At 62.7% G+C, this 19,878-nt stretch carries 19 protein-coding genes; 10 read left to right on the top strand and 9 right to left on the bottom strand.

The window, feature by feature from the left end:
• Positions 1–28: 28 nt before the first annotated feature.
• Positions 29–268 carry a hypothetical protein gene (locus tag ABWV89_RS12545; protein ID WP_353397170.1) on the bottom strand — a complete coding sequence of 80 codons (240 nt, stop codon included), beginning with the start codon at positions 266–268 and terminating at the stop codon, positions 29–31.
• Between the two features lie 262 nt (positions 269–530).
• Between ABWV89_RS12545 and ABWV89_RS12550 the strand changes: the two genes are divergently transcribed.
• A complete protein-coding gene (locus ABWV89_RS12550; RefSeq protein ID WP_353397172.1) occupies positions 531–1,394 on the top strand; it encodes a hypothetical protein in 864 nt (287 codons plus the stop codon).
• A gap of 17 nt (positions 1,395–1,411) precedes the next feature.
• On the opposite strand, the gene ABWV89_RS12555 is transcribed toward ABWV89_RS12550, so the two are convergent.
• The gene (locus tag ABWV89_RS12555; protein ID WP_353397173.1) at positions 1,412–2,347 is read right to left on the bottom strand and encodes a LysR family transcriptional regulator; all 936 of its coding nucleotides are present in this window, start codon (positions 2,345–2,347) and stop codon (positions 1,412–1,414) included.
• A 119-nt stretch (positions 2,348–2,466) separates the two neighbouring features.
• On the opposite strand from ABWV89_RS12555, the gene ABWV89_RS12560 reads away from it, so the two are divergent.
• The gene (locus ABWV89_RS12560; protein WP_353397175.1) at positions 2,467–3,978 is read left to right on the top strand and encodes a CoA-acylating methylmalonate-semialdehyde dehydrogenase; all 1,512 of its coding nucleotides are present in this window, start codon (positions 2,467–2,469) and stop codon (positions 3,976–3,978) included.
• 286 nt (positions 3,979–4,264) lie between these two features.
• Positions 4,265–5,941, top strand: a complete 1,677-nt coding sequence (locus tag ABWV89_RS12565) for a GMC family oxidoreductase (RefSeq protein ID WP_353397177.1) — start codon at positions 4,265–4,267, stop codon at positions 5,939–5,941.
• A 42-nt stretch (positions 5,942–5,983) separates the two neighbouring features.
• Here ABWV89_RS12565 and ABWV89_RS12570 read toward each other — a convergent pair whose 3' ends face one another.
• Positions 5,984–6,295, bottom strand: a complete 312-nt coding sequence (locus ABWV89_RS12570) for a hypothetical protein (RefSeq protein WP_353397179.1) — start codon at positions 6,293–6,295, stop codon at positions 5,984–5,986.
• 241 nt (positions 6,296–6,536) lie between these two features.
• Between ABWV89_RS12570 and ABWV89_RS12575 the strand changes: the two genes are divergently transcribed.
• The 4 genes from ABWV89_RS12575 (at position 6,537) to ABWV89_RS12590 (ending at position 10,301) form a co-directional block, all read left to right on the top strand.
• Positions 6,537–7,328 (top strand): response regulator, encoded by a 792-nt coding sequence (locus tag ABWV89_RS12575; protein WP_353397180.1) that lies wholly within the window; start codon positions 6,537–6,539, stop codon positions 7,326–7,328.
• Complete coding sequence (locus tag ABWV89_RS12580; protein ID WP_353397182.1) at positions 7,325–8,518, top strand: ATP-binding protein; 1,194 nt, start codon at positions 7,325–7,327, stop codon at positions 8,516–8,518. Before ABWV89_RS12575 ends, ABWV89_RS12580 begins: the two co-directional genes overlap by 4 nt.
• Positions 8,519–8,641: 123 nt before the next feature.
• Complete coding sequence (locus ABWV89_RS12585; protein WP_353397184.1) at positions 8,642–9,436, top strand: peptidase associated/transthyretin-like domain-containing protein; 795 nt, start codon at positions 8,642–8,644, stop codon at positions 9,434–9,436.
• Positions 9,420–10,301, top strand: a complete 882-nt coding sequence (locus tag ABWV89_RS12590; RefSeq protein ID WP_353397185.1) for a dioxygenase family protein — start codon at positions 9,420–9,422, stop codon at positions 10,299–10,301. Before ABWV89_RS12585 ends, ABWV89_RS12590 begins: the two co-directional genes overlap by 17 nt.
• A 587-nt stretch (positions 10,302–10,888) precedes the next feature.
• Here the strand turns inward: ABWV89_RS12590 and ABWV89_RS12595 are convergent.
• The 3 genes from ABWV89_RS12595 to ABWV89_RS12605 all read right to left on the bottom strand — a co-directional run bounded on the left by ABWV89_RS12595 (position 10,889) and on the right by ABWV89_RS12605 (position 14,698).
• Positions 10,889–12,181: a HAMP domain-containing sensor histidine kinase gene (locus ABWV89_RS12595; protein ID WP_353397187.1), complete on the bottom strand. Its 1,293-nt coding sequence runs from the start codon at positions 12,179–12,181 to the stop codon at positions 10,889–10,891.
• 43 nt (positions 12,182–12,224) lie between these two features.
• Complete coding sequence (locus tag ABWV89_RS12600; RefSeq protein WP_353397189.1) at positions 12,225–12,944, bottom strand: response regulator; 720 nt, start codon at positions 12,942–12,944, stop codon at positions 12,225–12,227.
• Between the two features lie 182 nt (positions 12,945–13,126).
• Complete coding sequence (locus ABWV89_RS12605; RefSeq protein ID WP_353397191.1) at positions 13,127–14,698, bottom strand: AmpG family muropeptide MFS transporter; 1,572 nt, start codon at positions 14,696–14,698, stop codon at positions 13,127–13,129.
• Between the two features lie 47 nt (positions 14,699–14,745).
• Between ABWV89_RS12605 and ABWV89_RS12610 the strand changes: the two genes are divergently transcribed.
• Positions 14,746–15,612: a M48 family metallopeptidase gene (locus ABWV89_RS12610; RefSeq protein ID WP_353397193.1), complete on the top strand. Its 867-nt coding sequence runs from the start codon at positions 14,746–14,748 to the stop codon at positions 15,610–15,612.
• 7 nt (positions 15,613–15,619) lie between these two features.
• Here the strand turns inward: ABWV89_RS12610 and ABWV89_RS12615 are convergent, their stop codons facing one another.
• From ABWV89_RS12615 to ABWV89_RS12625, 3 genes are read right to left on the bottom strand one after another with little or no spacing between them, the layout of a single operon-like run.
• On the bottom strand, positions 15,620–16,261 hold the full coding sequence (locus ABWV89_RS12615; RefSeq protein WP_353397195.1) for an MBL fold metallo-hydrolase: 642 nt from the start codon (positions 16,259–16,261) through the stop codon (positions 15,620–15,622).
• A gap of 48 nt (positions 16,262–16,309) precedes the next feature.
• Positions 16,310–17,512 carry a CaiB/BaiF CoA transferase family protein gene (locus ABWV89_RS12620; RefSeq protein WP_353397196.1) on the bottom strand — a complete coding sequence of 401 codons (1,203 nt, stop codon included), beginning with the start codon at positions 17,510–17,512 and terminating at the stop codon, positions 16,310–16,312.
• A gap of 51 nt (positions 17,513–17,563) precedes the next feature.
• Positions 17,564–18,358, bottom strand: a complete 795-nt coding sequence (locus ABWV89_RS12625; RefSeq protein ID WP_353397197.1) for an exodeoxyribonuclease III — start codon at positions 18,356–18,358, stop codon at positions 17,564–17,566.
• Between the two features lie 10 nt (positions 18,359–18,368).
• Here ABWV89_RS12625 and pyrE point away from each other — a divergent pair, with 10 nt between their 5' ends.
• Complete coding sequence (gene pyrE / locus ABWV89_RS12630; RefSeq protein ID WP_353397199.1) at positions 18,369–19,073, top strand: orotate phosphoribosyltransferase; 705 nt, start codon at positions 18,369–18,371, stop codon at positions 19,071–19,073.
• A 17-nt stretch (positions 19,074–19,090) separates the two neighbouring features.
• Complete coding sequence (locus ABWV89_RS12635) at positions 19,091–19,828, top strand: DUF4124 domain-containing protein (RefSeq protein ID WP_353397201.1); 738 nt, start codon at positions 19,091–19,093, stop codon at positions 19,826–19,828.
• The last annotated feature ends 50 nt before the right edge of the window (positions 19,829–19,878 follow it).

Below are 19,878 nucleotides of genomic sequence, written 5' to 3' on the forward strand. Positions count from 1 at the left end.
TGTGGCTCGGGTGGCTTCGGTGCAGTCCTCAGAAGAGGAACACGACCAGTGGCAGCAGCGCACCAAATGCATAGAACACCGCATGAAACCAGTATTCGGCGGGTGATTCCTGGCGCGTGATTTTGTGTGCATTCCATGCAGCACCTGGCTCGCCTTCCCGACCGCCTTTGGCCCAGATGCCGCCAGTGCGGCACGCGTCGACCAGGAGACCGAGACACACGAGACTGACAAAGCCGATGAAGAGGGCCTGGTAAAGATTGAGTTCCATGGCTGATCGTGGGGCTGATTCCGATTGGCGGTGGATTGTCGCGTGAAGAATGCCTCAAGAGTCCGGGCCGCGGGTCGATAACACTTTATACCCAGTACTCGCCAGCTGGTGCTGCCGCATGCCGCCTCCGGTGTGACCTGTGTCGCGGCCACGGCCAGTGATTGCATCGGGCGCTTGGCGTACCAAGGGTTTCGCACTAAGCTGGATTTTTGCGTTTGGGGCGACCGAGACGCAGTGAACACCAAACTTTTGATGGACTGACATGGCGAGTGATCTGGATACGGTGCGCGTGATGCGCGCGCTCTACAACGACATGCCGAGGCCGCCGCAGGGGCTTTCGCCTGCGGAGCACATGGCCTGGGTCCAGCGCACCATGAAGGATTTCGAGGGTGGCGAGATGGCCTACACCCTCGAGTGCATCATGCGCGACTCTACGCTGGACATCGTTCTGCGGCTGCGCGAAGACGGCTACCTCAAGGATGACAAGGCCTTTGAGGAAACCCTCACGCAGATCTCCACCCCTGAGGGGCGCAAGCAGTTTCAGGAGTGGGTCATCAATGCGCAGAAGAGTGTGGATGCGACGTCTCGCCTGCTCAAGCGCGCCAAACGCTCATGGTCAGAACCCGCGCCGCTGTTTGTGGCCAGGCGGGACGAGGTGGACCGTTTCGTCAAGGGGCAGGCCACCGGGCCCGGCGAGCTCATGGGCCAGTATCTGGCCCGCGAAGACGTCTCCGCCATTGGCATGCTCGACCCTCAGGACCTGCCGGAAAAAGTGTTCGAGTTTGAATGGGGATTCATTGTCGAGACGCCGGGGACCTGGGATGTGTATGTGGCCGATATCTGGGACCGCGGCACGGTCGGCTATTTCGACCGCATGCTCTGTGCCTGGCGCATGGAAGCACAGCCGGCCGGTGGTGTGGCGCCGCACGTGCCGCTGGGTCTGTCAGTCGATGCCGGCATCGGCTCCTTCTGCGGCGTGACCCTGCACTGGGACAACAACCCACCGGACCCGTCGACGCGGCGTTGGGTTGGCGAGGTGTTCATTACCCACTGGTTGCCGGTCATGGCCGCCAGGTCGATTGACCCGGATTACGACTTTCCTGCCGAGGTGCTGGAAGCAGTCTGAGCGGTCGCTAAAGGGCACTATCGCCAGACCGCATCCAGCGCTCGCCAGGCGCTCTCCACGACCGGGTCGCCTGCGCGCTCCTGCAGGCAGATGAAACACAGGTCGCATTCGAGTGAAACGGCTTCGGCAATGACGAGGCCGCGGGCCTGAGCTTCGCGGATGGCAATGGCGTCACGCGCGAGGCTGAGGCCGACACCGCTTCGCACGAGGTCGAGCATGGAGGCCTCCTGATCGACCAACGCCACACGGCGTGGCTCCAGACCGGTCAGAGAACCGGGGCCGAACAGGCGCTTTTGCAGGCGGTGGTGTGCACTGGCTGGCGGGGTGGCCAGCCAGGGCAGGGCGGCCAGGGCTTTCCAGTCCTTGCCGCGCACCTGAGGGCCCCAGCCGGCAGGTGCCAGGACGCGATAGGTGAACCGGGTCAGCTGCCGCACTTGCCAGGGCGCGCCCACCGGGTCTTGCGGCAGATCGAGGAAGAAGCCCACATCAACGTCGCCGCGCTCAAGCCGCGCCATCACATCACCACTCATGCCCTGGCTCAGCTCGGTGCCTACCTGCGGGCTGGTTTCGGCGAGCTGTTTCAGAAACGCGCCGAGCCGGATGAACTCGGGGTCGAGGATGGTGCCAATGCGCAAGCTGCCACGCAAGGTGTCCTGCATGGCAGCAGCGGCCTGACCGAAATCGTTCAGGGCGGCCAGGGCGCGGTCTGCCAGTGACAGCAGCGCGGCGCCATCCTGGGTCAGTGCCATGCCTCTCGGGGTGCGCGAGAACAACTGCAGGCCGGTCTGCTCCGCCAGCGCCTTGAGTTGCAGGCTCACAGCGGGCTGGCTCAGGTGCAGGCGCTCGGCCGCGCGCGAGACGTTGCCCTCCCGGGCCACGGCCACAAATGCCCGGAGCATGACCGGATCGAAGTGGCTGGGCCGCGGGGTGGGTTGGGGCGCACTATGACGCATGGAAAAGCAGTTGAGCAGCGAGACAGATATTTGAAAGTCTTATATCAGATGTTTGCCGATTTCATTGGATTTTTCAACCCGAACTGCGCAAACTCATGCGATTCACTGGAGTCAATCGCATGAGTATTGCAAATATCGATCACTGGATCGGCGGTCAGCGCACCGCGGGTGACAGCAGCCGCCACCAGAAGGTGACCAATCCCGCCACCGGCGAAGTGACCGGTCAGGTTTCGCTGGCGACGGCAGCAGATGTGGGCGCTGCTGTTGCAGCTGCGCAGGCTGCGTTTCCGGATTGGGCCGAGACGCCGCCCATTCGCCGCGCTCGCGTGATGTTCAAGTTCCTGGAGCTGGTCAATCAGCACAAGGACGATCTGGCCCGGGCCATCACCGTCGAGCATGGCAAGGTGTTCACCGATGCGCAGGGCGAAGTGGCCCGTGGCATCGACATCATCGAATTCGCCTGCGGCATTCCCCAGCTCCTCAAAGGCGACTTCACCGATCAGGTGTCCACCGGCATGGACAACTGGACGATCCGCCAGCCGCTGGGTGTGGTGGCCGGCATCACGCCGTTCAATTTTCCGGTCATGGTGCCCATGTGGATGTTCCCGCTGGCCATTGCCGCCGGCAATACCTTCATCCTCAAGCCCAGCCCCATCGACCCGACCCCCAGCCTGCTGATCGCCGACCTGCTCAAGCAGGCTGGCCTGCCCGATGGCGTATTCAACGTGGTCCAGGGCGACAAGGAGGCGGTGGATGCGCTGCTGTTGCACCCGGATGTGAAGGCCATCAGCTTTGTGGGCTCCACTCCGATCGCCAACTACATCTACGAGACCGGCGCCCACCACGGCAAGCGTGTGCAGGCTCTGGGTGGCGCCAAGAACCACATGGTGGTCATGCCCGATGCCGATCTGGATCAGGCGGTCGATGCCCTGATCGGCTCCGCCTACGGCTCGGCCGGTGAGCGCTGCATGGCCATCTCGGTGGCCGTGCTGGTGGGCGGCGTGGGCGAGAAGATCATGCCCAAGCTGATCGAGCGCACCAAGGCGCTCAAGGTGCTTGACGGCCTGAACCTGGCTGCCGAAATGGGTCCCATCGTCACCGAAGCCGCCCGTTCGCGCATCACCGGCTACATCGAGTCGGGTGCTGCCGAAGGCGCACAGTTGCTGGTCGATGGCCGTGGGTTTGACGGCAAGGCCGCTGGCGAGGGCTGCAACGATGGCTTCTGGCTGGGCGGCACGCTGTTCGACCACGTGACGCCCGAGATGAAGATCTACAAGGAAGAGATTTTTGGCCCTGTGCTGTCCTGCGTGCGCGTGCCGGATTTTTCCACTGCCGTGCAGTTGATCAACGACCATGAATTCGGCAACGGTACCTCCTGCTTCACCCGTGATGGCAATGTTGCTCGGGAGTTTGCACGCCGCATTCAGGTGGGCATGGTCGGCATCAATGTTCCCATTCCTGTCCCTATGGCCTGGCAAGGTTTTGGCGGCTGGAAGAAGAGCCTGTTTGGCGACATGCATGCGTATGGCGAGGAAGGCGTGCGCTTCTACACCAAGCAGAAGTCCATCATGCAGCGCTGGCCCGAGAGCATTGGCAAGGGGGCTGAGTTTGTGATGCCTACGGCGAAGTAACGATGCCCCCACGCTCCGCCGCTGCGCGGATCGCTGCCCCCCAAGGGGGCGGACCTTGCTCGGGGCGGCCCGTCGCGGCGGTCGTAACCCCCCCTGCGCGCCTTCGGCGCTTCCCCCCGGAGGGGGGACGGCGCGATGCAGGCCGGGAAACCCGGACCTGCCGCGCCCTTGGTTTTTGCTCGCCACCTCACTGGAGGTGGCTTTGGGTGCGCCCCTGGGTCTGCGACTTGGCAGACCGTTCGGCGAACGAGCCCACCAATTGCACATGGGTAGAGGAGCCAGAACAATGAACGAGAACATCGCGTTTGACTATGTCGTCGTTGGGGCAGGCACGGCCGGTTGTTTGCTGGCGAATCGGCTGAGTGCGGATGCATCCAAGCGTGTGCTGCTCATTGAAGCAGGGCGCAAGGATGACTATCACTGGATCCATATTCCGGTCGGTTACCTGTATTGCATTGGCAATCCGCGAACTGACTGGCTGTACCAGACCGAGCCGGATGCCGGACTCAATGGCCGGACCTTGCGTTATCCGCGGGGCAAGACGCTGGGCGGATGCTCGAGCATCAACGGCATGATCTACATGCGTGGACAGAGCCGTGACTACGACCAGTGGGCAGAAACCACGGGCGATGACGCCTGGCGCTGGGACAACTGTCTCCCGGACTTTCGCGCGCATGAAGACCATTACAAGCTCGATGCGACCCAGCAGGGCATGAGCGATCCGGCCTTTGCGGCTTTGCATGGCAATGGCCAGCAGGGCAGTACCGGTGAATGGCGGGTGGACAAGCAGCGTCTGCAGTGGGATGTGCTGGATGCCTTTGCACGGGCAGCGCAAGAAGCCGGCATTCCGGCCACGGACGACTTCAACACGGGCAACAACGAAGGTGTGGGTTATTTCGAAGTCAACCAGAAAGCGGGTTGGCGATGGAACGCGTCCAAGGCATTCTTGCGGCCTGTGCTGCAACGGCCGAACCTGGAAGTCTGGACCGAGTCGCAAGTGCAGCGCCTGCTTCTCTCCGCCGGCACGGACGGCGCCCGCCCCCGATGCACGGGCATTGAGTTGCTGCGTGGCGGGCAGCGCGTGACCGTCAACGCCAACCGCGAGGTGGTGCTCAGCTCAGGCAGCATTGGCTCCGTTCAGATTCTGCAGCTCTCAGGCATCGGGCCGGCGGCCTATCTGCAGTCCCTGGGGGTGGCAGTGCAGCATGACCTGCCCGGCGTCGGCGAGAACCTGCAAGACCATTTGCAGATCCGGACGGTGTTCAAGGTCAGGGGTGCGCGAACCCTCAATCAGCTGGCGTCATCGATGTGGGGCAAAGCCATGATGGGGCTGGAATATGCGCTGCGCCGCAGTGGGCCACTGTCCATGTCGCCCAGTCAGATGGGTGCGTTCACGCGCAGCGATCCGTCGCAGAAGTGGCCCAATCTCGAGTACCACGTGCAGCCGCTCTCGCTCGATGCCTTTGGCGAGCCGCTGCATACTTTCCCGGCCATCACGGCCAGCGTGTGCAACCTCAATCCCACCAGTCGGGGTCATGTGCGCATCAGGACGGCGAGCGCAGAAGATGCGCCGGCCATTGCGCCGCACTACCTGAGCACCGAAGCAGACAGGCAGGTCGCGGCCGACAGCTTGCGCGTGACGCGAAACATCCTGGCGCAGCCGGCCATGGCGCGTTATGCACCGCAGGAGTACAAACCGGGCGCCCAGTTCCAGACCGACGAGGAACTCGCACGCCTGGCCGGTGACATCGCCAGCACCATCTTTCATCCGGTGGGCACCACGCGTATGGGCAAGGCGGACGATCCGATGGCGGTGGTCGACAGTCACCTTCGCGTGCGCGGGGTGGATGGCCTGCGTGTGGTGGATGCAGGCGTCATGCCCACCATCACCAGTGGCAATACCAACAGTCCGACACTCATGATCGCGGAGAAGGCGGCGCGCTGGATCAACGCCGGGCAGTAGCGAGGCGGCGGCAGGTCACGCGAGTCGGCCGCAGGTTGCAACTCAACGCAGGCGACCGACGTAGCGGTGGCTGAGCGAATCCCTGGCCTGCGCCGCCATCGAGGCAGATGCAGGAGCGGGGGCGGTGCGGCTTGTGACCGGGCGGCTGTGTCTGAGTTGTGCATCGAGTCGGTTGGCCAGCGCCAACAGGTCTTCATCTCCTTCCTCATGCGCTTTGCTGCGGGCGTAGTCAACCATGGCACGCGCGTATTCGTCGTTGCAAACCATCCACTCGGTGTCGATGATGCGGCCTGTCTTGCGGCGCAGGGCCACGTGCAGGTGGGCGGCAGCCGCCATGCGATCGTTTTGCGACATATTTCTCCGGCTCTCCTGGTGCTGGATGGCGCGGCCTGAATGGTGCGCACATGGGTGGCCAGCGTAGGCTGGGGTGAGCAGCCTGAGTGCAATCGGCGTGCCAGGCAGGGTGTGTCCGTTCGCTTAAAACCAAAGCGTGCAAATGCGCATGGCCGCTGTGCGAGCGGGTCCTGTGCATGCACGGTAAAGATTCATGTCGCGTGAGACAGTACCCATAACGGTGCGTAAACTGATGTGCACGATGTCATCGCCCGCACCCAACGCTTTTTCTTCCGCAACCAATCAACTCGACAGTCCGCCAACGGCCGGGCCAGTGCACTGCCTGCTGGTCGACGACGACCCGGAGATCCGGCAACTGCTGCTGGGTTATCTGGCGCCTTTCGGCTATGAGGTGGAAGCGGTGGCCGATGGTGCGGCGTTGCGCTCGGCCATGCGTGGTGACCGGATGCCCGAGCTGGTGTTGCTCGATCTGATGTTGCCGGACGAAAGCGGGCTGGATCTTTGTCAGTGGCTCAAGCTTGAATGGCCGGGCCTGCCGGTGATCATGCTCACCGCGCAAGGCGATACGCCGTCCAGGGTACTGGGGCTGGAGCTGGGGGCTGATGACTATCTGCCCAAGCCGTTCGAGCCACGCGAACTGGTGGCTCGAATGAAGGCGGTGCTCCGGCGTTCGGGCGAGCCAGTGGCCGGGCCCACGGCAGGCTGGCCCCCGGCCCAGGTCAGGTTCAATGGCTGGACCTTTGATCGGGTGGCACGCCAGCTCAAAACCCCGGACGGCATGATGATGGCGCTCTCGGCAGCCGAGTACCGGCTGTTGTGCGCCATGGTGGATCATCCTCAGCAGGTCCTCAGTCGCGACCGCCTGCTGGACCTGACGCGTGCGCCTGGTGTGGAAGTGAGTGAGCGCAGTGTGGATCTGTCCGTCTCACGGCTGCGCGCCAAACTGGGAGATCGCCGGCACCAGTCACAGGGCGAGCTCATTCGCACGCTTCGTGGCGCCGGGTATATCTTCACGGGCAAGGTGCAGGCATGATGCGGCCGGCAGCCAGCGAGCACTCAACGGACGCCCCGCAGGTCAAAGCCAGAGGTGCCCGGCGTGCATGGGACAGCCTTTTCCTGCGAATCTTCCTGATCATGTGGGTGGTGCTGTTCGTCAGCCACCTCACCGCTTTCTCTTTGGCGGTGCCATGGGCCACGGGGCGGGACGACGCGGCGCGCCGTCTTCAGGACATCGACAAGGTCCCGGTGCCGTCATTGCCGCTGGGTGGCTTGTTGCCGGGGCCAGGCGCCGGTCGGCCAGATCCGGCGAACGGCGACGAGCCGCCGCCCGGGCGTCGGCGAGGCCTGCCAGCACGTGCGCTCTGGCTGGATTACGCCTTGCGTTTCTCGATCATGGCAATGGGTGCCTACATCGCAGCGCGCTGGCTCTCCGGACCGATTCGTCGCCTGGGCAAAGCCTCGGTTGAACTCAATCAGGCGTTGGCCCAGGGCAAACCCATGCCCTCCATGGACGAGGCTGCGGGAACGGTGGAAGTGCGTGAAGCGGCTGGCGCGTTCAACCAGATGGCCAAAGGCCTGCAGCACCAGTTCAATCAGCGCAGCCTCCACATGGCAGCTGTTTCCCACGACTTGCGCACACCGCTGACGCGCCTGCGGCTGCGCATCGAACAGCTGCCAGACGAGGCGGCGCAGGCGGCTTCTCGCGATATTGCCGAAATGGACGAGCTCATCGACGCGTCGCTGGCAGTCATGCGCGAGCAAGCCGGGAACGTGGAGTCGCAACGCCTGGACCTGGCTGCGCTGGTGATCTCCATGGTGGATGACAGAGTCGAGCAAGGGCAGGACGTGGAATGTGAGACGGCGCCCGAAGACCTGTGCTTGCCGGTGCGCGTTCACGCAGCGTCCGTGCGCCGGATCATCGACAATCTGGTGAGCAACGCGCTTCGTTATGGACACCGCGCCCGGCTGCACCTGCACCAGACGGAGCACTGGGCCGAACTGAGCATTGACGACGATGGGCCAGGCATCGCGCCAGCCTTGCGCGAGCAGGCGTTTCAGCCCTGGGTGCGGTTGGGCGAAGGTGGCGACCAGAGTGCCACCAGTGGCAGTGGTCTGGGTCTGGCCATTGCGCGCGACCTGGCAGAGCGCGAAGGTGGCTCACTCGATCTGCTCAACCGCGAAGAAGGCGGCCTGCGGGTCACCCTGCGGCTGCCGGTGGCATGAGCCGCAGCATTCGCGTTCTCGCTTCTCTTCCTCGTTTCGCTTCCCTCCCCGTTTCTCCCAGTTTGTCGGCTTTGATACAAAGCCGCGACACAGGCTTCACCTGAGGTGATGAAGATCGGGGACATGCTGACCCGATCTCCCCATCCCTCGCTGAACCAGACCCGTACACCCCGCGCTGCAAACAGCATGGCCGAGTATCTTGGTGCGCCGGCCTCTGTTTCAGCTTCCCATGTGCGCTCACCCGTGCTGCAACTGGTGTCCCATCGGCTGTCGATGCCCGTGGCCACTGCCGATCTGCTGCGATCGTCTCCTGCGGTGCAGCTCAACATTTGCGGCGGACGACCCGGTGTGTCGCTATCGCTGTCCATGCAGCTGGTTGACGAAAGACAGTCGCCTGTCGCCGGTGCATGGGTGTACATCTGGCACGACGACCCCAGTGGCTGGAGTGTGCCTGCACAAATGGATGCACGCTCCGCTGTTTGCTTCATGCATGGCGTCCAGGTCACGGACGCGACCGGCCGTGTGCAGTTCGTGATGCCATACCCTGCCGCCCGCGACGCCACCTCACCTCGCATATACGTGCGCGCCTACTGGCCATGGGGTCAACATCTGGTGGCCTACGGGCATGGACTGCTGCGCCTGTCCCAGGACCTGACGCCAGAGCACATGCTGCCGGTATGCACCCGCGCTGAACCTGCCGAGGCGACCGAGTGCAAGCCGTTGCCCGATCTGGGCTTGCCTGTGCATCAGCTCGATCGTCTCAACCTGGATCTGGACAAGGCGCAAATACAGACGCATGCCCTGATTCAGATGAGCACACCCATCCTGCCGGCGCGCAAGCCCGGCAAGTGTGAAGAAAAGAAAACCAGGAAGACCAGGAAAGCCTTGAAAGGAAATCCCGATGACGAAACCCTCTGAACATTCTGAATTCCCTCCATCTTCCAGGCGATGGACAGGCGCACTGCACCATGACCTGCATGCATTGTCCGAACAGGCCAGCCAACGCCGGCAGGCCATGCGCTGGATGGGCGCGGGGGCGCTGGCCGCCGCAACGCCTCTGGGCTTGTTCGCCTGTGGTGGCACGGAGGAGGATGACAGCACCACCTACGCCAGCAGCTCCAGCGCAAGCGGTAGTTGCAGCGTCATCCCCACCGAGACAGCTGGCCCCTATCCGGCCGACGGAGCCAATGGGCAGAACCGCAGCCTCAACGCGCTGGCACTCTCCGGCATCGTGCGACGAGACATTCGCAGCAGCATTGCCGGGGCCAGTGGAACCGCCTCCGGCGTGCCCCTGAGCATTACCCTGACCCTGGTGGACGCCAGTGCTTCATGTGGCACCCTCTCGGGACTGGCTGTCTATCTGTGGCATTGTGATGCGCAAGGGCGGTACTCCCTCTACAGCAGTGGTGTGACAGGGCAGAACTACCTGCGGGGCGTGCAGGTCAGTGACAGCAACGGCCAGGTGCAATTCAACAGCATTTTCCCCGGCTGCTATGACGGCCGGTGGCCACACATCCATTTCGAGATATACGGCAGTCTCGAGGAGGCCACGGGCAACTCGGCCACGGGCGACTATGTGAAGGTCACGCAGCTGGCACTGCCGTACTGGGCTTGCAGCGAGGTTTATGGCACCAGTCTTTACAACGGCAGCGCTTCCAACCTGGGACGGATCTCCCTCTCGAGCGACAACGTCTTTGCCGACGATGGTGCCTCCATGCAAATGGCATCTGTGTCGGGCTCTGTGTCTGCAGGCATGACAGCTGCGCTGACGGTGGCCATCTGAGGCATGCGCCGCGCAGCGTTGCCGTTTCCAAGGGAAACCCCGGATACACGATCGTGGTTTGAGCGGTTACATTCTCTTCACTCGCTGACGGGGCCCCAGGTCTCGCGACCGCGGGGGGACCGAGGAGACACCCGTCCGACAGAATCAGAACAACAGACACATATCAATGAGCGCCCATCAGAGGTGCCATGGAATGAGACAACCGACCCGGATGGGTCGGTTTTTTTTTGTTTCGTTGTCATGTGGGGGCTGCGGTCAGCTTCGCCGCGGCCGCCAGCGACTGGGGGACATGAGCCCCAAAAAAAAGGGCCACCGGTGAAGAGTGGCCCTTGGTCCGCGCACCTTGAGCGACCCAGGGGTCAGTGGCGGTGAATGCTGGCGGTAGCGGGTTCATCGGCAACAGGTCTGTGCCGGAGCCGCCGCGTCGCCAGTGAATGCAAAGATTTGCGATGTGACAGCAATGTGTCGAATTGTCACCTAAAAAGCTGATGCTTGCAAACCAAACCCGACAAAAATGAAAACCAAAGAATCAATTTTCCAAGTTTGATAGCACTCGAGCGAGGTTTTTCCATGCCCTGAGAAGGGGCTTATGCAGGGGGCACTGCGGGGAGCAGCACGACAAACCGGGCGCCACCACCGTTTCTGTCCTCGCACTGCACCTGGCCCCCATGGCGTTCCACGAGTCGTTTGACCAAGGACAGGCCCAGACCCACGCCGCCGACGCTCTCGCTCGCGCCGGGCAGCCGGTAAAACGGCTCGAAGATCTTTTCGCGCAATGCGACCGGGACACCAGGTCCGCGGTCTTCGACACTGATCTGAACCTGCCGGTTCGCGGTGCCTGCACCCTTGCTCGCCTGGGGCTCGATGACGTCCAGGCTCAACAGAATGCCGTCTGCAGCGCTGCTGCCGTCTCCTTTGGCAGAGCGGCCATAGCGGCGCGCATTCTCCAGCAGGTTGCGCACGACGCGGCGCAGAAGCTTGGCGCTGCCATTGACGATGGCGGGGTCGGTGCCACTGAGGATATCCAGCTCGGCGGAGACGCGTGCGCATTCTTCAGCCACCAGCCCGACCATGTCGACATCTTCCCGGGCGCCCAGTGCGCTGGCATCGTCGGCGGCTTTGGCGTCCAGCCGGCTGGCCAGCAGGATCTCATCGATCAGCTGGTCGAGCTCTTCGATGTTGCGCCGAATCTCGGTCCGCTGGGCAGGGCTCAGGGCCCGGTCACCACTGAGCTCCAGGCCCATGCGAATGCGCGTCAGCGGAGACCGCAGTTCGTGAGACGCGTTGGCCAGCATGGTTTTGTGCGATGCCAGCAGGGTCTCCACGCGCTCGGCGGCCACGTTGAAACGCTGGGCGAGAAAAGCCACCTCGTCCTGGCCGTCTTCAGGCATGCGGGCGCTGAGATCGCCCTGGCCCCAGCGTTCAACACCTTTTTGCAGGCCCTCCAGCCGTTTGGTCAGCCGGCGCACGATCGGGTAGGCACCCAGGGCAACGGCCACGGCCACGGACCCCAGAACCCATGCAAATCCGGAAGGCGACTGCAGCCAGGCCTGCGTGCGGCGACCTGGGCGGGGTGTGCGGCTGCGTTCACGGCGGGGCAGCTGTACGTACAGGGTGTCGCCTTCCTTGGTCTCGACCTGAAACTCCAGACCCTGGCCGGGCACCCTGATCGCCATGGCGGGCGACTGCCCGACGATGTCGCCGGCGCTGTTGCGAATGATGATCTCGCGTTCGGTGCGGTTGCTCAAACGGTCGCGCTCATTGTCGAGCGCGATCTGCCACAGGCTGCCGACGACCACCGTGAGCAAGGCCACGGCCGCCACCACGGCGACCCAGATGCGCACGTAGAGGCGTTGTCCGAAGAGTGATCGAAGGGCCATGTTGCTCAGCGATTTTCAGCGCAGGAGAGGGGCATCTGCAGCCTCAGTCCTGCTCCTTGGCAAAGACGTAGCCCACGCCACGAACGGTGAGGATGCGCTTGGGGTTCTTGCTGTCAGCCTCGATGGCGTTGCGGATGCGGCCAATGTGCACGTCGATGGAGCGATCGAAAGCTTCCAGTTCGCGGCCGCGCACGGCTTCCATGATCTGGTCGCGCGAGAGCACGCGGCCCGCCCGTTCGGCCATGGCCACCAGCAGGTCAAACTGGTAGGAGGTCAGGTCGGCGAGTTCACCGTTGACGGCCAGGGTGCGGGCATCGCGGTCGATCTCCAGGCTGCCAAAGCGCAGCAGCGGCGTGGCCCGCTCGGTGGGTGCTGAAGCCGACTTGCCTTTGCGGCGCATGACGGCTCGTACCCGGGCCAGCAACTCGCGGGGTTCAAACGGCTTGGGCAGGTAGTCATCGGCGCCCAGTTCCAGCCCGATGATGCGGTCCATCGGGTCGCCCTTGGCGGTGAGCATCAGCACCGGTGTCTGGGCCAGTTCGTCCGACATCGAGCGAATGCGGCGGCACACCTCCAGGCCGTCGATGCCGGGCATCATCAGGTCCAGAATGACCAGTGACGGGTGGAGCAAAGGCAACTGCTCGAGCCCCGATTCACCGTCGGCGGCGTGCGCCACGGCAAAGCCTGACTGACCCAGGTACTCGGACACCATCTGGGCCAGTCGGTCGTCGTCATCGATCATCAGCAATTGGGTTTGACTCATGCGCTTGTGCTCTTCGGCTGGGTGTTTGGATGGCGGACTGATCGGTTGAAAACGGAATGGTCCGGAGGCTCATGGTGCATCGGTCACGTCAACCGATATTGAAAGCCGTGTAAAGAAAAGTGTCCTGACTCACTCTGGCCGTGTCCTGTCTTGTCTTGTTTTGCCTAGGCGTCTGTGGCGGGTCAATCACCGGGCGGCGTACTCGCATTTTGCGGTGCGATGCCCAGATGCCGCCCAGCCAGCACCACCAGCACCAGCACCGGGATGCCCAGGCAGGCGGTCAGGAGGAAGAAACCGGGGTAGCCCAGTGTGTCGACCATGCCACCTGAATACCCCCCCAGTGTTTTGGGCAACAGTGTCATGAGCGAGCTGAAAATGGCGTACTGCACCGCCGTGAACGACACATTGGTCAGGCTGGAGAGAAAGGCCACAAATGCGGCGCTGGCAAATCCGGCGGCCAGATTGTCTGCCGCGACGATGCCATACATCAAGGGCACATTGTGGCCGGCCATGGCCAGACCGATGAAAGCGACGTTGGTCAGCGACGACAGCAGGGCGCCCCAGAACAAGGAGCGCATCACGCCCAGCCGCGTGGCCAGAATGCCGCCGAGGAATCCTCCGGCGATGCCGACGATGACGCCAAAGCTTTTGACGGCAAAGGCGATTTCGGATTTGCTGAAGCCAAGATTCTCGTAGAAGATATTGGAAATGGCGCCCAGCACAATGTCGGAGATGCGGTAGAGACCGATCAGGGCCAGCAGCAGCCATGCAGTGCGCACTCCGTAGCGAGTGAAGAAGTCTTGAATCGGAACAATCCAAGTCTCGCGCGTTTGTGCGGTATCGGCCACGCCCAGTTTCAGCAGTAGCCAGCCGGTCACGAATGCTGCAGACAGTGAAGTTCCGAGGCGCGCGGTAGCGGCGAAAAGTGATAACAACGGGCCAAAACTGCTGCTGTCCACCAAGGTTGACCAGTAGGAAAATGCGGCCACGAAAGCCGCCACCCCGCCAACAAACACCAGCACCATTCGGGCGTGGTCATTGGATCGTTGTGGACCTCCATCGTGTTGGGGTTCGCGCATTAGAAGGGTAGTGAAAATGCCAATCGACATGGCAGCGGCCATCACAAAGTAGGCCGATTGCCACGCACTGTGGCTATAGGCGCCACTTGATGACCCCCAGAGCTCTGCCCAATACAATGCTCCGGCACCAGCCAAAATCAGGCCGATCCGGTAGCCAGTGGTATAGGCCGAAGCGAGAATGGCCTGTTGCTCTGGCGGCGAGATTTCGATGCGATAGGCGTCAATAACGATGTCCTGGGTGGCCCCAGTAAATCCCAGCATGACGGCAAACACCGCCATCATCGTGAGGCTGGACTGACCCTGCGCCGGGTCGGTCATGGCCATGCCGATGATGGCGCAAACCACCCCTGCCTGGGCCAGCAAGAGATAAGAGCGGCGACGGCCCAGCCAACGGGTCAGGCCCGGCAATGGCAGCCGGTCCACCAGCGGTGCCCAGATGAACTTGAATGAGTAGCCCAAAGCCGCCCAGCTGAAATAGGTCACGGCCTTTCGCTCTACGCCCGCTTCCACCAGCCAAAGTGAAAGGGAGGAAAAGATGAGCAAATAGGGCAGGCCGGAAGAAAAACCCAGTGCCAGCATGACGGCCACGCGACGGTCCCAGATGGCCCTCAGTGACGTGGACCAGGACGCGCGGGGGGATGCGGAGGAAGGAGAGGAAGTCGAGGGTGTGGGCATTGAACAGCTTGGCCACGCAATGTGCGCAGCATCCCTATTATTGACGCATGTGCTTTCTGTGCGATCTCAAAACGCAACCGGTGGCTGCCCCTGAGGCAGCGCCGTCGTCCCGGCGTGCCTTTCTCGGCGCCGGAGCCTCCTTTGCCGCCCTGGTGGCTGCGCCGGCACTTGCCCAGGTGCAAGTGGGTGAGCCTTCGACCATGCGCAAGCTGGTGCCAGCAGATTTGCTCGAAGAGGCGGCAGCCAAGCAATACGACGCCACCTTGATGGCGGCTCAGGTCGATCGCGCGCTGCTGCCGGCGACGGACGCACGGGTGCAGCGCCTGAGAACGATTGCTGACCGCCTGATCCCGTTCACGCCTCCGTGGAACGAGAGAGCCAGCCAGTGGCAATGGCAGGTGAGTGCCATTCAGAGCGAGGACATCAATGCCTTTTGCATGCCGGGTGGAAAAATCGTTTTCTTCACCGGCATCTTGGAAAAGCTGGACCTGACCGAGGACGAGGTTGCCATGATCATGGGGCATGAAATGGCCCATGCCCTGCGCGAGCACAGCCGGGAGCAGATCGCCAAGGGCATGGCCACCAGCCTGACCCTGCGCATCGGAGCTGAGCTGATCGGCCTGGGCGACTGGGGTGGTGTGGCTGCCGACATCGGCTCGGACCTGCTCACGCTCAAATTCAGCCGGGACAACGAAACCGAAGCGGATCTGGTGGGCCTTGAGCTGGCCGCGCGCGCGGGTTACCGGCCGGATGCAGGCGTCAGCCTGTGGCAGAAGATGGAAAAAGCCAAAGAAGGCGCGTCGCTGGCGTTTCTATCCACGCATCCAAGCGGTTCAAACCGCATCCGCACGCTTGAGCGCAACGCGCCCAAGGTTCAAGGGCTTTACGAGAGGGCGACGGCTGGCCGAGGCTAGTGCAGCATCAAGCGCCTTCGCCCACATACGGGTTGAAGCGGCGCTCTTCGCCAAACGTGCTCTCCGGGCCGTGGCCTGGAATGAACACGGTGTCGTCACCCATGGGCCACAGGCGCTCGCGAATGCTGTCGAGCAGTTGCTGGTGGTTGCCCTGCGGAAAATCTGTGCGACCAATGCTGCCGGCAAACAGCACATCCCCCACGAAGGCGCGTTTGATGTCGGGCGAATGGAACACCACATGGCCGGGGGTGTGGCCGGGGCAATGGCGCACGTTCAGTGTGGCGTTGCCAATCTTGACCGTATCGCCGTCCTTGAGCCACTGCGTGGGCGTGAAAGGCTCGGATGGCGGGAAGCCGAAGCGCTGGCTTTGCTCTGCCAGGCCGTCAATCCAGAACTGGTCGCCCGGATGCGGGCCAATGATGGGCAGCGACAGGCGCCTGGCAAGCTCGGCCGTGCCGCCGGCGTGGTCGATGTGGGCGTGCGTGAGCCAGATGGCCTTGATGGTCACGCCCAGTTCACGGGCCACCTCTTCGAGGTGGTCCAGCTCGCCACCGGGATCGATGACGGCTGCGTCCATGGTTTCGTCACACCAGACGATGGAGCAGTTCTGGGCAAAGGGTGTGACGGGAACGGTACGGTATTCAAGCATGGGGAATGTCGTCTGGAGTCAGGGCGGCGCGGTGTGCCGTGTCGGGATTCAACCCACCAGCTTGCGCTCGCGCAATTGGGCAATGTCGTCTTCGCTGCGGCCCAGGGCACGCAGGATCTCGTCGGTATTTTCGCCCAGATGGGGGGCTGCGCGCCGAACGCTGCCGGGAGTCCCTGACAGCTTGGGGACGATGCCGGGCACTTCCACCTCGTAGCCGTCGCGCGTTTGCTGGGTGAGGATCATGTCGCGGGCACGATAGTGCGGGTCTTCGGCGATGTCCTTGGCCGTATAGATGCGACCCACTGGCACCTCGGCTGCCGACAACACCTGCAACACCTCATCCACCGTCCGCGCCGATGTCCATTCGCCGATGGCACCGTCCACCTCCACGATGTTGGCCACACGGCCGGTGTTGGTGGCCAGGTCTTCGCGTTCGGCCATGTCGGGCCGGTCAATCGCCACCATCAGGCGCTTGAAGATGCTGTCGCCGTTGCCAGCCACCAGCACCTGTCCGTCGGTGCAGCGGTAAGCGTTCGATGGCGCGATGCCCGGCAGGGCGCTGCCAGCCGGTTGGCGCACTTCGCCAAAGGCGCTGTATTCGGGCAGCAGACTTTCCATCACGTTGAACACCGCCTCATGCAAGGCGACGTCGATGACCTGGCCCTTTCCGCTCACATGGCGGTGCTGCAAGGCGGCCAGCACGCCGATGACGCCGTGCAGCGAGGCGAGCGTGTCGCCAATGGAAATACCGCATCGCACCGGCACACGCCCGGGTTCGCCGCTGAGGTGGCGCAGTCCGCCCATGGCTTCACCCACCACGCCAAAGCCCGGCTTGTCGCGGTAAGGGCCGGTCTGCCCGTAGCCCGAGACGCGCAGCATGATCAGGCCAGGGTTGGCGGCCGACAGACTGTCGTAGTCCATGCCCCAGTTTTCCAGCGTGCCGGGGCGAAAGTTCTCCACCAGAATGTCGGCCTGGTCGATCAGTTCGCGTGCGATGGCCTGACCTTCAGCTTGTCGCAAATCCAGCGCAATCGACTGCTTGTTGCGCGACTGGACTTGCCACCACACAGACGTGCCGTCCTTGATCAGCCGCCATTGGCGCAATGGGTCGCCCTTGCCGGGTGGTTCGATCTTGATGACCTCGGCGCCAAAGTCGCCCAGGGTCTTGGCCGCGAAAGGGCCTGCGATAAGCTGGCCCATCTCGACGACTTTGAGGCCGGAGAGTGGGCCGGAGGTGTGGGAAGTTGTCATTGGCTCTGGCATGGACAAGCCCCTTTTCGATTCCCGCTTGCTGGGCGCGGTTTACAGCTGCGTGTCGTACTCAATGGTCAGCGGGGCGTGGTCGCTGAACTTCTCGCCTTTGTAGATGGCTTCTGTGCGCGCCAGGTCCGCCATGCCCGCGGTGGCCAGGTGATAGTCCAGCCGCCAGCCCACGTTCTTCGCATAGGCCTGTCCACGGTTGCTCCACCACGTGTAGCACTCGTCTGTGGCCTCGGGCTTGAGGCGTCGATAGACATCGTGCAAGCCACCTTTGGTCAGCAGCTTGGTCATCCACTCGCGCTCTTCCGGCAGGAAACCGCTGTTCTTCTGGTTGGATTTCCAGTTTTTCAGGTCCATGTTCTGGTGGGCGATGTTGATGTCGCCACAGAGCACGAATTCGCGCTGCTTCTTGAGCTTCTGCAGGTGGGGGTAGACCAGATCGAGGAAGCGGTATTTCGCCTCCTGGCGCTCTTCGCCAGAGGAGCCACTGGGAAAGTAGGAGCTGATGATGGAAAGCTTTCGCGCAGGGGTGTCGAAACGCAGCTCGACGTAACGGCCTTCGGCATCGAACTCGCCCTGGTCAAAGCCGATGCGGACATCGCTGGGTTCCAGACGGGAGTAGACACCCACCCCCGAGTAACCCTTGCGCGTCTGGGCAAACTGGAAATACCCCTTGAGGCCGGCCAGTTCTTCGAACTTGCCCTCCACGTCGGGCGCCTGTGCCTTGACTTCCTGCACGCAAATACAATCAGGTTGGTGTTTTTCCAGCCAGGGGACGAGCCCCTTGTTGGTGGCCGAACGGATGCCGTTGAGGTTGAGGCTGGTAAGTTTGAACAAGGATTTCCCCATGGTTTCGCAAGCAGCGCAGAGTCAGGATGGCGCATTGGCGCAGGATTTCGTCCAGTTTTGTGTGGACGCAGGTGTCCTGCGGTTTGGTGAGTTCAAGACCAAGGCTGGTCGGATGTCGCCCTATTTCTTCAATGCCGGCCTGTTCGATGACGGGGCCAAGCTCGGGCGTCTTGCCCAATTTTATGCACAAGCCTTGCTCGCCAGTGGCATCGAATTCGACATGATCTTCGGCCCGGCCTACAAGGGCATTCCGCTGGCCGCAGCCGTGTCTGTCGAGCTGGCCAGGGTGGGGCACAACAAACCTTTTGCCTACAACAGAAAAGAAGCGAAAGACCATGGCGAAGGCGGAACCATGGTGGGCGCCAAGCTCGCTGGCCGTGTACTGATCGTCGATGACGTGATGAGTGCTGGCACGGCAGCGCGGGAGTCCATTGCCTTGATCAAGGCAGCGGGCGCTACCCCTTACGCCATGGCCATCGCGCTGGATCGGCAGGAGAAAGCCACCGAAGTGGGGGCAGATGGCGATATTCGTGATTTGAACCACAGTGCAGTGCAGTATGTACGCGACGAGCTGGGCCTGAAGGTCTGCACCATTGCGACCTTGGCCGATTTGTTGCAGTATCTGGAATCAAAAGACGTACCTGCGCTTGCGGAGCATCGTGCTCGCGTGCTTGCCTATCGGGAGCGCTACGGCGTCAGCTAAAGGAGTTTGTTCTGTCTTTGCTCTCGACATCCTTCTGGGAACACCGACTGCGTGGCCTGCCATTGACGGGGCTCATGGCTGCCTGGCTGGTGGTGCCTGCAGCGGATGCATGGGCTCAGAAGTCGACCCTCAACGGAGGCATCTACACCTGTGTGGATGACAGCGGCCGGCGCCTGACCTCTGACCGTCCGATCAGGGCCTGTCTGGACAGGGAGCAAAAGGTTCTGGGCAGCAATGGCGCCGTGATTCGCGTGGTGCCTCCGAGCTACACAGGCGCCGAGCGGGACGCGATCAAGGCAGAGAAGCGGGCGCTGCGTGAAGAACGCGCCCGACTGGAAGAAGAAAAACGCCAGAACAGGGCCCTGCTTTCCCGTTACCCCAACAAGGCGCTTCACGACAAGGCGCGCAGCGACGCACTCGTCCAGATCGATGAGGTGATCGGCGCCGTGGTCAAGCGCGGCACGGATCTGGAGGGCGAGCACAAAGAAATCAAGACTGAGCTGGAGTTCTACCAGGGGGACGCCACCAAGGCGCCGCCATGGCTGCAACGCAAGCTGGAAGACAATTTGCAGCAGCAGAAGATCCAGCAGCAGTTCATGATGGACCAGGTGGCGGAGAAGTCGCGCATCAATGTCCGGTTTGACGAAGAGCTGGCGCGCCTGCGCAAGTTGTGGATCCAGTACGGCTACAAGAACGCGGAGAGTACCGTTGCCCAGCCGGAAAAGAACGGGGCAGGCACCGCTTCGGCCAACTGAAGGCCGGTTCAGCCGAGATCCACGAACACAAACACAAACGCAAAAAGGGG

It is taken from the genome of Hydrogenophaga sp. 5NK40-0174 (assembly GCF_040372165.1).
Taxonomy (GTDB): domain Bacteria; phylum Pseudomonadota; class Gammaproteobacteria; order Burkholderiales; family Burkholderiaceae_C; genus Hydrogenophaga.

What these genes read in the sequence shown, in the direction of transcription:
- pyrE (WP_353397199.1), top strand. Translation starts at nt 18,369, where the DNA reads ATGGTTTCGCAAGCAGCGCAGAGTCAGGATGGCGCATTGGCGCAGGAT.
- ABWV89_RS12560 (WP_353397175.1), top strand. Translation starts at nt 2,467, where the DNA reads ATGAGTATTGCAAATATCGATCACTGGATCGGCGGTCAGCGCACCGCG.
- ABWV89_RS12600 (WP_353397189.1), bottom strand. Translation starts at nt 12,944, where the DNA reads ATGAGTCAAACCCAATTGCTGATGATCGATGACGACGACCGACTGGCC.
- ABWV89_RS12570 (WP_353397179.1), bottom strand. Translation starts at nt 6,295, where the DNA reads ATGTCGCAAAACGATCGCATGGCGGCTGCCGCCCACCTGCACGTGGCC.
- ABWV89_RS12605 (WP_353397191.1), bottom strand. Translation starts at nt 14,698, where the DNA reads ATGCCCACACCCTCGACTTCCTCTCCTTCCTCCGCATCCCCCCGCGCG.
- ABWV89_RS12565 (WP_353397177.1), top strand. Translation starts at nt 4,265, where the DNA reads ATGAACGAGAACATCGCGTTTGACTATGTCGTCGTTGGGGCAGGCACG.
- ABWV89_RS12610 (WP_353397193.1), top strand. Translation starts at nt 14,746, where the DNA reads ATGTGCTTTCTGTGCGATCTCAAAACGCAACCGGTGGCTGCCCCTGAG.
- ABWV89_RS12620 (WP_353397196.1), bottom strand. Translation starts at nt 17,512, where the DNA reads ATGACAACTTCCCACACCTCCGGCCCACTCTCCGGCCTCAAAGTCGTC.
- ABWV89_RS12595 (WP_353397187.1), bottom strand. Translation starts at nt 12,181, where the DNA reads ATGGCCCTTCGATCACTCTTCGGACAACGCCTCTACGTGCGCATCTGG.
- ABWV89_RS12545 (WP_353397170.1), bottom strand. Translation starts at nt 268, where the DNA reads ATGGAACTCAATCTTTACCAGGCCCTCTTCATCGGCTTTGTCAGTCTC.
- ABWV89_RS12550 (WP_353397172.1), top strand. Translation starts at nt 531, where the DNA reads ATGGCGAGTGATCTGGATACGGTGCGCGTGATGCGCGCGCTCTACAAC.
- ABWV89_RS12575 (WP_353397180.1), top strand. Translation starts at nt 6,537, where the DNA reads ATGTCATCGCCCGCACCCAACGCTTTTTCTTCCGCAACCAATCAACTC.
- ABWV89_RS12580 (WP_353397182.1), top strand. Translation starts at nt 7,325, where the DNA reads ATGATGCGGCCGGCAGCCAGCGAGCACTCAACGGACGCCCCGCAGGTC.
- ABWV89_RS12590 (WP_353397185.1), top strand. Translation starts at nt 9,420, where the DNA reads ATGACGAAACCCTCTGAACATTCTGAATTCCCTCCATCTTCCAGGCGA.
- ABWV89_RS12615 (WP_353397195.1), bottom strand. Translation starts at nt 16,261, where the DNA reads ATGCTTGAATACCGTACCGTTCCCGTCACACCCTTTGCCCAGAACTGC.
- ABWV89_RS12585 (WP_353397184.1), top strand. Translation starts at nt 8,642, where the DNA reads ATGCTGACCCGATCTCCCCATCCCTCGCTGAACCAGACCCGTACACCC.
- ABWV89_RS12555 (WP_353397173.1), bottom strand. Translation starts at nt 2,347, where the DNA reads ATGCGTCATAGTGCGCCCCAACCCACCCCGCGGCCCAGCCACTTCGAT.